The sequence below is a fragment of the Enterobacter sp. UPMP2052 genome, from assembly GCF_053709675.1.
Map to the genome: position 1 here is coordinate 707,881 of NZ_JBSKJR010000001.1, position 12,823 is coordinate 720,703.

A 12,823-nucleotide genomic window follows, 5' to 3' on the forward strand; every position below is an offset into this window, starting at 1 on the left:
GCGCTTCACCATCAGACATAAAGCCTCGCACCGTGCGGGGCTTTTTTACGCCGTTTCTTTCAGAATATGACTGACGGCGACCTTGTTCGCAACTTGTTGCAAAGCTTCGACATTATTAGCATTGTTTTTCCCCCTCACGACAAAGTTTTCCCGTTAAATCAGGGCGTTGATTCATTGCCCTGGGGTTCAGGTGAAAAAGAAAACCATAATGACCACCGGAAACTTCACGCCGGTGCGTTTTGTTCTGCTGTGTCTCGCCATTCTGGGTAGTCTCGTTTTTCTGCTGGGCCGCGTGGCCTGGCTGCAAATTATCAAACCCGATAATCTGGTTAAGCAGGAAGATATGCGCTCCCTGCGACAGCTCGCGATCGACGCGCCGCGTGGCATGATTGTCGATCGCGAAGGACGGCCCCTTGCCGTGAGCGTGCCTGTCAGAGCCGTGTGGGCCGATCCGAAAACGGTGCTGGCAAAAGGCGGCGTCGGGTTCGATGAACGCTGGCAGGCGCTGGCGAAAGCGCTGCATCTGTCTCTCGAAACGCTTGCCTCCCGAATTAACAGCAATCCTCATGGGCGGTTTATCTATCTCGCCCGCCAGGTGGACCCGTCTCAGGCGCAGTGGATCGATAAGCTCAATTTACCGGGTATTAACCTGCGTGATGAGTCGCGGCGTTTTTATCCCGCCGGGCACGTCGCGGCGAATCTTATCGGTTTTACCAATATTGATGGTCAGGGTATTGAAGGCGTAGAAAAAAGCTTCAATGCGCAACTGACGGGCAAGCCCGGTGTCCGGCAGGTGCGGGAAGACCGCTACGGCCATGTTATCGAAAATCTCACGGAAGTCGCGCCAGTGCCCGCGCATAACATCCAGCTGAGTATTGATGAGCGTTTGCAAACCATCACTGAAGATGCGCTGGACAACGCCGTCGCCTGGAACAAAGCCGAATCGGGCGCTTCGGTGCTAATTAATATCCAGACCGGCGAAATTCTGGCGATGGCGAATTTCCCGGACTTCAACCCCAACAACCGCGAGGGGGCGACGCTGAATGATTTCCGCAATCGCGCCATCAGCGACACCTTTGAACCCGGCTCGACCGTCAAGCCGCTGGTGCTCATGACCGCCCTCCAGCAGGGGCTGGTTCAGCCGGACAGCGTGATCGACACCCACCCCTACACGCTGGACGGCCACCGTATCCGCGACGTGGGTTATTACCCGGAGCTGACCATGACCGGGATCCTGCAAAAGTCCAGCGATACCGGCGTATCCCGCCTGTCGCTGGCGATGCCTATTCAGCGGTTGCTTGATACCTACAAAAACTTTGGCTTTGGCACCAGCACCGGCCTTGGCTTAACCGGCGAGAGTTCCGGCCTTCTGCCAAATCGCAAGTACTGGAGCCAGCTCGATCGCGCGACGTTTGCCTTTGGCTATGGATTGATGGTCACGCCGCTGCAGCTGGCCCATGTTTATGCCACTATCGGAAGTTACGGACTTGAACGCCCGCTGTCGATCACCCGCATCGACCCGCCCGTTATCGGCAAACGGGTGATGCCGGAAGAGATTGCCCATGAAGTCGAGCATATGATGGAGAGCGTTGCGCTTCCGGGCGGAGGCGGCGTGAAGGCGGCGGTACGCGACTACCGCGTGGCGGTGAAAACCGGCACGGCGAAGAAAATTGATGAAAGCGGTAAATATGTCGATAAATACGTTGCCTACACCGCAGGCGTCGCCCCCGCCAGCAATCCGCGTTTTGCGCTGGTCGTTGTGATTAACGATCCTCAAAATGGCGCTTATTACGGCGGGGCGGTTTCAGCCCCGGTGTTTAGCGAAATCATGGGCAATGTCCTGCGCCTCGAAAACGTCAAACCGGATGGCCTGGCGGCAGATTCTGACCATCTGATCGTCATGCGTTAACCCAGCCGTTTTCTACAAGGGCGAATAGCGGTACACTTTCGCCCTTTAATGAATGCCCCCCGGAGTCACCATGTCTTTCAGCTGTCCCCTTTGCCACGCACCGCTGACACGCTCAGCGAAAAGTTTTGCCTGTCCGCAGGGACACCAATTTGATATGGCAAAAGAAGGGTATGTGAATCTTCTTCCGGTGCAGCACAAACGCTCCCGCGATCCGGGTGATAGCGCGGAGATGATGCAGGCCCGCCGTGCATTCCTTGATGCCGGACACTATCAGCCGCTGCGCGATACCGTTTCACAGCTGCTGGCAGCAAACCTGATGCAGGGCGCAACGGCCGTGCTGGATATTGGCTGCGGGGAAGGGTATTACACGACGGCGTTTGCGGACGTTGCTAAGGCAAAAGGGGCAGAAACCTGGGGGCTGGATGTCTCAAAGGTGGCGATTCGGGCCGCGGCGAAGCGCTATACGGCCGTGACGTTTTGCGTAGCATCAAGCCATCGCCTGCCGTTTGAAAATGCGAGTATGGATGCCGTGGTGCGCATCTACGCGCCCTGTAAGGCGGAGGAGCTGGCGCGCGTAGTGAAACCGGGGGGATGGGTGATAACCGTCACGCCTGGCCCGCGTCATCTCATGGAATTAAAGGGACTCATCTATGACGACGTGCGCCTGCATGCGCCGCACTCGGAGCAGCTGGGTGGCTTTACGCTCAAAGACGAGCACGCGGTAGCGTATGAGATGAACCTGAACGGGGAAGAGGCTGTGGCGTTACTGCAGATGACGCCGTTTGCCTGGCGAGCAAAGCCGGATGTGTGGGAAAAATTAGCGCAACAGACGACCTTTTGCTGCCAGACGGACTTCAGTATCCACTGCTGGCAGCGCGAAGATTAACCCGCGAAGTGTGCCCAGAGGATTTGGGCACCAATGCCGATCAACACGATCCCGCCCAAAATTTCGGCTCGCTTGCCCAGCAGCGGGCCAATAAACCGACCAACCATCATGCCCAGGGTAGACATAATGAGCGTCGCACAGCCGATAGCCAGCGCGGTGGCAATGATATTCACCTGCAGGAAGGCCAGACCCACCCCGACCGCCATTGCATCAAGGCTGGTGGCAATCGCGGTGGTGACTAACAGCCAAAAACCGTGGCGGTGCTGAGGCTCTGCGTCGTCGCTGTTTCCGCGCACGCCTTCGATCACCATGCGTCCACCCAGAAAGACCAGCAGGACAAAGGCAATCCAGTGGCTCCACTCCAGCACGAACTGGCTGGCAAGCATACCCAGCCCCCAGCCTATTAGCGGCGTGAGCGCTTCGATAGCACCAAAAATCAGACCCGTGCGCAGTGCTTCAGAGAATTTAGGTTTGTGGAGCGTGGCACCTTTGCTGATGGAAACCGCAAATGCGTCCATAGACATGCCGAAAGCGAGAAGAATTGTGGCGGAGATATTCATGACAGCATCCAGACCGGGGATATCCATATGACACATCACTGCCCCCAGTAAACAGCAGTTGATGTATCTATGGTCTCGCCTGACCGTGACGCACGTAAACCGTGCTACAAACGATCCGTACGCGCCACGTTTTTCAACGAGTATGTTGACACGTACATTTTCTGAAAACAGAAAATTAGCTACTCCCCAACGACGGGCGCAACCTTAACATAATTTGAGAATATAAAACAACAACGGCGCGCTATTAATTTAATAACTTGTTGATAACGATTTTCATTTAGGTTTATTAGTGAATTTATCGTTAATAAATATAAGGGAAATAACGCGATGAATATAGCTTTGGCTATATTTACGTCCTGAAATAAAGACAGGATATAGCCATGGCTATATAGTTAACTTACTGAGTTTTAAGGAGTAATTGATATATTCTTTCCAGGTCGTCAATATTCTTCACGCGAATAAGCAGGCGGCGCTGTTCTAATTGCATCACCAGTACGCCGTCTTCGGATAAATTCATCTCTTTAATACGGTTATATTCTATCCATACATTGGCGAAGAAAAAACCACTGCGTTTGAAGATGATTTTTGGCGTACGGATCCAGAAAAGATAAATGGCCATCAATGCCAGCGCACATAATAACCATGTGGTTAATAATGCACCGTGGCTCATGACGTTGTTGTAAATAAGAATGACGATAAGGCCCGCGAAAATAAACGCATCAACGCGTCCACGGCGCAGAAGGGGTAGGGCAAGCAGCGTCTCGCCGTGACGGCGAGGCATGATGAATTCGTCATAGATCGCGTAAGCCAGAAGGGCAACAATAAACAAAACCAGTACGATGTCCGTGACAGTCATTCATCCTCCAGATAAAAAAACCGGGGGCAAGCCCCCGGCTTATAACACGTTCTTACAGACCCAGCAGGCCGACCGCGTAGCCCGCGATACCGATGACAAAGAAGCCAACGATGATCCACAGCGGGTTAACTTTTTTGCGCAGCAGCCACATACAGGCGAAGGTCAACAGCAGCGGTACCAGGCCCGGCATCAGCTGGTCCAGGATAGTCTGCACGGTGGTCACGCGAGTCTGTCCATCCTGGCCTGTGATGGTTGAGACCACCAGCGGGATGTTCACGTGCGTCCATTTGTTAACCAATGCCCCCATGACAAACAGGCCGAGAATAGACGCCCCCTCGGTCAGTTTCTGCAGGAAGCCGCCGCCCATGTCCTTCACGATATCCACGCCCTTGCGGTAGCCGTAAGCCACACCGTAGTAACGGGTCAGCAGACGGACGGCATTGAACAGGATGAAGAACAGCAGAGGGCCGAGCAGGCTACCGCTCATCGCGATCCCGGCACCCAGCGCCGCAAAGACCGGACGCACGGTTCCCCAGAAGATAGGGTCACCCACGCCTGCCAGCGGCCCCATCAGACCAACTTTGATACCGTTGATGGCACCATCGTCAATCTCTGCACCGTTTGCACGCTGCTCTTCCATCGCCAGCGTCACGCCCAGTACCGGGGCGGCGACGTAAGGATGGGTGTTGAAGAATTCCAGGTGACGCTTTATCGCCTGACGGCGCGCTTCGTTGTTTTCAGGGTAGAGGCGTTTGATCGCCGGTACCATGGAGAAGCAGAAGCCCAGCGCCTGCATACGTTCGAAGTTCCATGAACCCTGAAACAGGTTAGAACGGATGAACACGCCACGAATATCACCCGGAGTCAGTTTCTTCTCAGGGGTAGTTTTTGTCATATCAACCATGTCGCTCACCTGCTAGTCCAGTTCGTTATCGAGATCGTTATTACCAGCGGCCTGCACCGGCGCACCCGCAACGCGGTTATATTTCGGGCTCAGCTGGATATAGAGAATCGCCATGACGGCACCAATCACACCCAGTGCAACCAGGTTGAAGTTGGTGAAGGCCGCAGTCACGAAGCCGAGGTAGAAGAACGGCATCAGGTAGCCCGCACGCATCATGTTGATAACCATCGCATAACCGACCACAACGATCATGCCGCCTGCGATGTTCAGACCACCGGTGACCACTTCTGGAATGGCGTTCAGCATGCTCTGCACTTCGCTGGTACCGACGGAGATAGCAACGATAACCGCCGGGATCGCGATACGCATAGCCTGCAGGAACAGGGACGAAACGTGGATCCAGGAGAGCGCCGTCAGGTTGCCATTATCCGCCGCCTTATCCGCTGCGTGCTGGAAGGCCACGGTGATAGTACGAACGATGATGGTCAGTACCTGGCCTGCTGCTGCCAGTGGGATCGCAAGGGCAATACCCGCACCGATGCTCTGATGACCGGCAATAACCAGAACGGTTGAGATGATAGAGGCCAGCGCGGCATCAGGCGCAACGGCGGCACCGATGTTCATCCAGCCGAGGGCGATCATCTCCAGGGTACCCCCGATGATGATACCGGTTTTCATATCACCGAGAACGGCACCAATCAGCGTACAGGCCACCAGTGGGCGGTGGAACTGAAATTCATCAAGTACGGATTCCATACCCGCAATACATGCGACGACGAACACCAGCACAATCTGAAGAGTGGTAATCTCCATTGTACTTCTCCTATTACATAAGCTTTATGTGAAAAACCGGCGCGGGTTATTTCCCGACTTTGCCGATCAAATTCATCATCTTCAGTTTCTGGTCAGTGGAAACTTTACGGGCTTCCAGCTCAATACCGCGCGCATTCAGTTTGTTGAACGCCTCGATATCTTTCTCATCGACTGAAATCGCGTTGTTGACCTGCGTTTTGCCCTGGCGGAAAGCCATGCCACCGATGTTAACGGAGGTAATTTTCACGCCGCCTTCAACAATGCGCTCGACGTCTGTCGGGTTAGTAAACAGAAGCATCACGCGTTCGCCCGCGTATTTCGGGTTGTTATAAACACGGATCATTTTGGCAACATCCACCACGTGGGCGGTGACGCCCGGCGGAGCTACCTGGGTGAGAAGGGTTTTACGAACGGTGTCCGCGGCCACTTCGTCGCTGACAACGATAATGCGCTTAACGTTGGTCTCTTTGGTCCAGCGCGTCGCGACCTGGCCGTGGATTAAGCGGTCATCGATACGCGCAAGGCCGATGACCATGTAATCGTTAGCCCCCATCGGTTTCACCGGTGCGGCAGCTTTAGGGGCTGCGGCAACAGGCGCGGGTTTTTCAACCGGCTGCGCTTTCAGTGCTTTCACACCTTCGCGGCCGGTTTCAACCGCCAGCGCGACCAGCTCGTCAAAATCAGGGTTGTCGTCGCGCGCCATGAAGGTTTCCACCAGCATCGGGATATTTACCCCGGCGACAACTTCATAATGCTCTTTATCGACGACAATGCGGCTGGCAGCATTAAACGGGCTGCCGCCCCATGTATCAACGAGAAACAGCACGCCTTTGCTGGTATCCAGCTTCTCAAGCTGAGCAGTATATTTCTCGATCAGCGTTTCGGCGTTTTCACCGGGAACGAAATCGATCCAGCCTACGTTTTCCTGCTCACCCAACAGCATTTCTGCCGTTTTGAGTAGCTGCTCTGCAGCCCAACCATGTGTGCCTATGACAATAGCAATGGTCACTTGCTACCTCCTTTTATTATCATTGATACGCCCACGGTGCAGGCGTACTGAGAATCGTCTTACGTGTACCGAATCGATTCAGATAAGGGTTAGAGTTAAATTAACTAAGACTTCCGCGATTTATTTTAGACAGTGAAAAAATAATTTATGTGATGAAGATCCGTAATTTAGCTTTCGAAAAAGAGAAATTACGCGTCGAAAATTTAGTCGTAACACCTTTTTGCAAAAGAAAGTAAATCTTTGCCAAAATCTTATTGTCTCTGATATGTTTAGCCTCCGTTTAATCGATCAGGAGTATAGGGCAGCAGCCCACTATATGGACCGTCACCGACGTCAGTCATCCTCCAGGCCACATTGCGCCTGTTACACCGGCAATCCTTGCCACGCACCGACTCTGTCTGCCTTTGATTTGCCCACGTTGAGTGGGGCACCGTTTCGTCATTCCTTTAGCAGGAGCTTGTCATGGAATTCTTAATGGACCCGTCAATCTGGGTAGGATTACTCACGCTTGTCGTGCTCGAAATCGTTCTTGGTATTGATAACCTGGTGTTTATCGCCATCCTTGCCGACAAGCTGCCGCCTAAGCAGCGCGATAAGGCACGTCTGATAGGCCTCTCGCTGGCGCTGATCATGCGTTTGGGCCTGCTGTCCGTGATCTCGTGGATGGTCACGCTGACCAAACCGCTGTTCTCGGTGATGGACTACACCTTCTCCGGGCGTGATTTGATTATGCTCATCGGGGGTATCTTCCTGCTCTTCAAAGCGACTACCGAGCTTCACGAACGGCTGGAGAATCGCCAGCACGACGATGGTCACGGTAAAGGCTATGCCAGCTTCTGGGTCGTGGTGTTGCAGATTGTGGTGCTGGATGCGGTCTTCTCCCTGGATGCGGTGATCACGGCGGTCGGCATGGTGAACCACCTGCCGGTGATGATGGCGGCGGTTGTTATTGCTATGGCGGTCATGCTGCTGGCGTCTAAACCGCTGACGCGTTTCGTCAACCAGCATCCGACGGTGGTGGTCCTGTGTCTGAGCTTCCTGCTGATGATTGGTCTCAGCCTGGTGGCAGAAGGTTTTGGCTTCCATATTCCGAAAGGTTACCTGTACGCCGCGATTGGTTTCTCGATCATTATCGAGCTGTTTAACCAGATTGCGCGCCGGAACTTTATCAAGCAGCAGTCGAACCTGCCGCTGCGCGCCCGCACCGCCGACGCCATTCTGCGTCTGATGGGCGGTCGTCGCCAGGTGAACGTGCAGTCTGACAGCGAAAACCGTAACCCGGTGCCGGTCCCGGAAGGGGCGTTTGTTGAAGAAGAGCGCTACATGATCAACGGCGTGCTCTCGCTGGCCTCCCGCTCTCTGCGCGGTATTATGACGCCGCGCGGTGAAATCAGCTGGGTGGATGCCAACCTGAGCGTCGACGAAATTCGCCAGCAGCTGCTCTCTTCGCCACACAGTCTGTTCCCGGTGTGCCGTGGTGAACTGGATGAAATTATCGGCGTTGTGCGAGCAAAAGAGATGCTGGTGGCGCTGGAAGATGGGGTTAACGTTGAAGCGGTGGCTGCCGCCTCCCCGGCGATCGTGGTGCCGGAAACGCTGGATCCGATCAACCTGCTGGGCGTACTGCGTCGCGCACGCGGCAGCTTTGTCATCGTCACCAACGAGTTTGGTGTGGTGCAGGGGCTGGTCACGCCGCTTGACGTGCTGGAAGCGATTGCTGGTGAATTCCCGGATGCGGATGAAACGCCGGAGATCGTGAACGACGGCGAAGGCTGGCTGGTCAAAGGGACCACCGATCTGCATACGCTCTCGCACATGCTGGGCGTTGAAAACGTGGTCAACGACGAGGAAGATTCTGCAACGGTTGCCGGGCTGGTGATTGCCGTTAACGGGCAAATCCCGCGCGTCGGTGACGTTATCGAGCTGCCGCCGCTGCATATCACCATTGTCGAAGCCAACGACTATCGTGTGGATATGGTGCGTATTGTTAAAGAGCAGTCCGCGCATGACGAAGAAGAGTAAGGCTGTTTAACGCATCGGCATCAGGGGCACAATGTGCCCGTTATGCTGCGCTGGCGGGGGGCTACTCCCCGCCAGCCACGTCGGAAACTCCCGCAGCGGCATTGGCCGCGCATAAAGATACCCCTGCAAAATATGCACCCCGTGACGGCGCAGATACCGCGACTGTTCTTCTGTCTCAACCCCTTCCGCAACCAGTTCAATGTTCAGCCTCTGGCCCAGCGCGATAATAATATCCGTCACCGTCGAATTTACGGCGTCAGTGCCGATGGCGGTGGTGAACGACTTATCAATTTTCAGCACGTCCGGGTGAAGTTTTTCCAGCCATGACAGCGAGCTACTGCCGGTACCAAAATCATCAATCGCCAGCTTAATACCCTTGCGGTGGAGTTCGCGCACGATGCGGTAATCAACATCCAGCAGAGCGTCGCGCTCCGTTAGCTCGATCACCAGCTGCTGAATGGGGTGCGAATGGAACCACAAGCGGTTGAGATCCTGTAGCAGGATGCCCCGGCGGAAATGGCTGGCAGCCACGTTAATGCCGATGTGAAAACCGGGCGTCGCCGGGAAATAACCGAGCTGGCGCACGGTTTCAAAAATGACGTAGCGGGTGAGCGGGGCAATCAGGTTGTGCTCCTCGGCCAGGGGAATAAACACGTCGGGCGAAATCCAGCCCTGACGCGGGTTATTCCAGCGCAGCAGGATCTCAACGCCCACGCACTCCTGCGTTCTGGCATTGACCAGCGGCTGGCAGAACAGCTCAAATTCACGCGCCGCCAGCCCCATATTGATCTCCCAGGTAAAGCTCATCCGGCGGGCGGTGGCAAGCCAGGCGATGTACCCCACCAGCAGGCTCAACATCAACGCCAGCGGAAGCTGGGTGGGGAGGTTTTTCAACGCCATGACACCGGGGCCGGGGCCGCTCACGGTGATGCTGAAAGGGTAGCGAGCTGAATTTTGCGTCAGCAGCACGTCGCTATCATCAAATGTCAGCGAATCGGTCACCTGTTGGCCGTAACGCAATGACTGGTCGCCTACGGTCAGCACCACGTCAGTGATCAGCGGGCGCTGGGGCTCCAGAAGCATTCGGGTGAGCAGTTCAATATTGACGACTTCCATCAGCCCGTTTTCACCGTTTTCAGAAACCGGGTACCACTGGATCAGGATCGGGCTGCCGAGCAGCAGCCAGCGGTCGGTGGATAAAATCAGCCTGGGTTCGCTGGCCGGCAGCATCGGCTGAACCTCGCGCACGGGGAGGTTTCGGCTGCCAAAAATACTGGAGCAATAGACCACCCCGTCCTGAACAAGGGCGATGGAGCGAACGGTCTGAAGCATCGCAGCCTGCTTGCGCAGCACCAGATGGGCCTGCGGACAGGGTTCGCCTACCAGGGATTGCAGCACCTCACGGTGATTGTCCAGGGCTATCAGGATGTTATCGAGAGAGACGACGGTATGGCGGGTAAAGTCCAGAATGCGTTCCTGATTGACGTTCCGCTGGGAAATAAACCGGATGCCCAGCGTCAGGATGAGCGTAAGGAGCGCAACCGTTACACAGACGATAACGCGTTTTCGGCGATAGTCTTTAATGATCGTCTGTGCAGTTTGCATGAACGGTCGCCCGATACGCTGCCAGCCCCAAAAGCCGGAAGCAACAGAGAAAGTGTAGTGGGGATTGCGGGAGGAGACGAGACGGGAGACAAAAATTCGCCCATCTGTTGCAGATGGGCGATAGGGAGTATTAGTCGCACTGAACCTTGATGGCCAGGCCGCCGCGGGAGGTCTCGCGGTACTTCGCGTTCATATCTTTGCCGGTCTCGTACATGGTTTCGATAACCTTATCCAGCGATACGCGCGGTTCGCTGGTACGGCGCATCGCCATGCGCGAGGCGTTGATCGCTTTCACCGAGGCAATCGCGTTACGCTCAATGCACGGTACCTGAACCTGGCCTGCAACCGGGTCGCAGGTCAGACCGAGGTTGTGCTCCATGCCGATTTCTGCCGCCACGCACACCTGCTCAGGGCTTGCGCCCAGCAGCTCTGCAAGACCGGCAGCGGCCATCGAGCAGGCCACGCCCACTTCACCCTGACAACCCACTTCAGCACCGGAAATCGAGGCGTTCATCTTATACAGCGCGCCAATCGCACCCGAGGCGAGGAAGTAACGGATGTAAATATCCGGCGTGACCGGCTCGATGAAGTGATCGTAGTAAGCCAGAACGGCAGGCACGATACCGCAGGCACCGTTAGTTGGCGCCGTCACCACGCGGCCACCGGCGGCGTTCTCTTCGTTTACCGCGAGGGCAAACATGTTCACCCAGTCCACGACGTTCATCGGGTCATTGGAGAACTTGTCGGTGGTAACCAGCATGCGGCGCAGGGCAGAGGCGCGACGCGGAACGCGCAGCGGGCCAGGAAGCACCCCTTCGGTATTCATCCCGCGATCGATACAGGCGCGCATGGTTTGCCAGACGTTAGCAAAATAGTCTTCAATCTCTTTCTTGCTGTGCAGCGCCAGTTCGTTCTGCATCACCATGCCGGAGAGCGACAGGCCGGTCTCTTTGCAAAAGCCCAGCATCTCCGTGGCTGACTTGAACGGATACGGCACGTTCACGTCGCCAGCGGTATCTTTACCGAAATGCTCTTCATCCACGATGAAACCACCGCCGATGGAGTAATAGGTTTTGCTGTAAATCTCTTTTTCACCGCTCCAGGCGTGAATGGTCATGCCATTTTCATGCAGCGGCAGGTTGTCGCTGCGAAAACGCATGCCGTCGTTTTGCGGGAAATCCACTTCCTGCTGACCATTGGCCAGCAGCAGGCGACCGCGCGTTTCCACGTCGCGGATAAATGCCGGAATGGCATCAATATCTACGGTGTCCGGCATGTTACCTGCCAGACCCATAATAATGGCGATATCGGTGTGGTGGCCTTTACCCGTTAATGACAGTGAACCGTAAACATCCACGGCGACACGGGTAACGCTTTCCAGTAATCCTTTTTCGACCAGATCATCGACGAACTGTTTACCGGCCTTCATCGGCCCTACAGTGTGGGAAGAAGAAGGACCAATTCCCACTTTGAACATGTCGAATATACTAATCACGTTTACACTCCTGACAGGGTTACCGGGTCTCCAGTAACGATGTTATAACTGCGCATAGTGTATGAGGGAACGTCGGTGTCGGCTTAACTATTCACATGAATTAAACTAATGCTTAACCTCTGAATTACTAATGCTGAGACGCGCCTCGCAAACCGTCACCGTTTCCAGGAATGTAAAGTATAGTCAAGGCTTCAGGCCGATTTGCAGAGCCAGCTCACGAATGATGCCTGCGGTCATGCCCCAGACAAAATAATGCTGGTACCAGGATAACCACACCCGATGTTCGTGCCCACGGCGCTGAATATCCAGAGGGTGATAGCGGCTAAGACGCAGCGCTTCTTCCAGCGGCATTTCGAACACCGCGGCTACCTCGTCGACGCTGGCGTGATACTGAAGGTCGGGCGGGATAATGCCGACGACGGGGGTGACCTGAAATCCGGTGACGCTGTCAACGGGCGGGAGCACGCCGATGATTTCTACGGCCTCAGGCGGGATGGCGACCTCTTCGTGCGCTTCGCGCAGCGCAGCGGCAATCAGCGAGGCGTCGGTACTGTCGACGGCCCCGCCGGGGAACGCGACCTGACCGGCATGTTTACGCATATGCGGCGAGCGCTGGGTCAGCAGAAGACCGGGTTGTTCGCGACGCACCACCGGGATCAGCACCGCGGCCTGACGTTGATTCAGTGTTTCGCGGCTCACCTGCGGGCGCAAAAGCTGAAAGCGTGACATAAACGCATCGAGCGTCAGGTTCTCATTCTTCACCC

General features: G+C 55.4%; 12 protein-coding genes and 1 riboswitch. Of the genes, 4 read left to right on the forward strand and 8 right to left on the reverse strand.

Features of this window, described 5'->3' with window-relative positions; genetic code table 11:
- Window positions 1-208 precede the first annotated feature (208 nt).
- Together ftsI and rlmA are read left to right on the forward strand one after the other, a co-directional pair.
- Window positions 209-1,909, forward strand: coding sequence for a peptidoglycan glycosyltransferase FtsI (ftsI, locus tag ACWKX3_RS03225; RefSeq protein ID WP_454541677.1), 1,701 nt, complete (start codon window positions 209-211; stop codon window positions 1,907-1,909).
- A gap of 70 nt (window positions 1,910-1,979) precedes the next feature.
- A complete protein-coding gene (gene rlmA, locus ACWKX3_RS03230; RefSeq protein ID WP_153688209.1) occupies window positions 1,980-2,795 on the forward strand; it encodes a 23S rRNA (guanine(745)-N(1))-methyltransferase in 816 nt (271 codons plus the stop codon).
- Here rlmA and mntP read toward each other — a convergent pair.
- From mntP to manX, 5 genes are all read right to left on the reverse strand, one after another.
- A complete protein-coding gene (mntP, locus tag ACWKX3_RS03235) occupies window positions 2,792-3,355 on the reverse strand; it encodes a manganese efflux pump MntP (RefSeq protein ID WP_042320580.1) in 564 nt (187 codons plus the stop codon). The genes rlmA and mntP overlap by 4 nt on opposite strands.
- Before the next feature lie 10 nt (window positions 3,356-3,365).
- A riboswitch (yybP-ykoY riboswitch) is annotated at window positions 3,366-3,555 on the reverse strand.
- Between the two features lie 197 nt (window positions 3,556-3,752).
- Window positions 3,753-4,211: a DUF986 family protein gene (locus ACWKX3_RS03240; RefSeq protein ID WP_006175981.1), complete on the reverse strand. Its 459-nt coding sequence runs from the start codon at window positions 4,209-4,211 to the stop codon at window positions 3,753-3,755.
- A 52-nt stretch (window positions 4,212-4,263) separates the two neighbouring features.
- Entirely contained in the window at window positions 4,264-5,115 is an 852-nt protein-coding gene (locus ACWKX3_RS03245; protein WP_006175979.1) for a PTS mannose transporter subunit IID, read from the reverse strand.
- Between the two features lie 12 nt (window positions 5,116-5,127).
- Entirely contained in the window at window positions 5,128-5,928 is an 801-nt protein-coding gene (gene manY / locus ACWKX3_RS03250; RefSeq protein ID WP_006175977.1) for a PTS mannose transporter subunit IIC, read from the reverse strand.
- Between the two features lie 46 nt (window positions 5,929-5,974).
- Complete coding sequence (gene manX, locus ACWKX3_RS03255) at window positions 5,975-6,937, reverse strand: PTS mannose transporter subunit IIAB (RefSeq protein WP_454541259.1); 963 nt, start codon at window positions 6,935-6,937, stop codon at window positions 5,975-5,977.
- A gap of 316 nt (window positions 6,938-7,253) precedes the next feature.
- On the opposite strand from manX, the gene ACWKX3_RS03260 reads away from it, so the two are divergent.
- Complete coding sequence (locus ACWKX3_RS03260; RefSeq protein ID WP_407027200.1) at window positions 7,254-7,412, forward strand: protein YoaL; 159 nt, start codon at window positions 7,254-7,256, stop codon at window positions 7,410-7,412.
- A complete protein-coding gene (yoaE, locus tag ACWKX3_RS03265) occupies window positions 7,400-8,959 on the forward strand; it encodes a CNNM family cation transport protein YoaE (protein ID WP_006175974.1) in 1,560 nt (519 codons plus the stop codon). Before ACWKX3_RS03260 ends, yoaE begins: the two co-directional genes overlap by 13 nt.
- A 6-nt stretch (window positions 8,960-8,965) precedes the next feature.
- Here the strand turns inward: yoaE and ACWKX3_RS03270 are convergent, their stop codons facing one another.
- From ACWKX3_RS03270 to ACWKX3_RS03280, 3 genes are all read right to left on the reverse strand, one after another.
- Window positions 8,966-10,564: an EAL domain-containing protein gene (locus ACWKX3_RS03270; protein WP_102890700.1), complete on the reverse strand. Its 1,599-nt coding sequence runs from the start codon at window positions 10,562-10,564 to the stop codon at window positions 8,966-8,968.
- Window positions 10,565-10,694: 130 nt separating this feature from the next.
- Window positions 10,695-12,059, reverse strand: a complete 1,365-nt coding sequence (sdaA, locus tag ACWKX3_RS03275) for an L-serine ammonia-lyase (RefSeq protein ID WP_042320025.1) — start codon at window positions 12,057-12,059, stop codon at window positions 10,695-10,697.
- A gap of 183 nt (window positions 12,060-12,242) precedes the next feature.
- Window positions 12,243-12,821 (reverse strand): CoA pyrophosphatase, encoded by a 579-nt coding sequence (locus tag ACWKX3_RS03280; RefSeq protein WP_058610213.1) that lies wholly within the window; start codon window positions 12,819-12,821, stop codon window positions 12,243-12,245.
- Window positions 12,822-12,823: the final 2 nt, after the last annotated feature.

Bases quoted from the DNA above. Each gene is read 5' to 3' on its own strand.
- ACWKX3_RS03270 (WP_102890700.1), bottom strand. From the start codon at position 10,564: ATGCAAACTGCACAGACGATCATTAAAGACTATCGCCGAAAACGCGTT.
- ACWKX3_RS03260 (WP_407027200.1), top strand. From the start codon at position 7,254: ATGGACCGTCACCGACGTCAGTCATCCTCCAGGCCACATTGCGCCTGT.
- yoaE (WP_006175974.1), top strand. From the start codon at position 7,400: ATGGAATTCTTAATGGACCCGTCAATCTGGGTAGGATTACTCACGCTT.
- ACWKX3_RS03240 (WP_006175981.1), bottom strand. From the start codon at position 4,211: ATGACTGTCACGGACATCGTACTGGTTTTGTTTATTGTTGCCCTTCTG.
- mntP (WP_042320580.1), bottom strand. From the start codon at position 3,355: ATGAATATCTCCGCCACAATTCTTCTCGCTTTCGGCATGTCTATGGAC.
- manY (WP_006175977.1), bottom strand. From the start codon at position 5,928: ATGGAGATTACCACTCTTCAGATTGTGCTGGTGTTCGTCGTCGCATGT.
- ftsI (WP_454541677.1), top strand. From the start codon at position 209: ATGACCACCGGAAACTTCACGCCGGTGCGTTTTGTTCTGCTGTGTCTC.
- rlmA (WP_153688209.1), top strand. From the start codon at position 1,980: ATGTCTTTCAGCTGTCCCCTTTGCCACGCACCGCTGACACGCTCAGCG.
- ACWKX3_RS03245 (WP_006175979.1), bottom strand. From the start codon at position 5,115: ATGGTTGATATGACAAAAACTACCCCTGAGAAGAAACTGACTCCGGGT.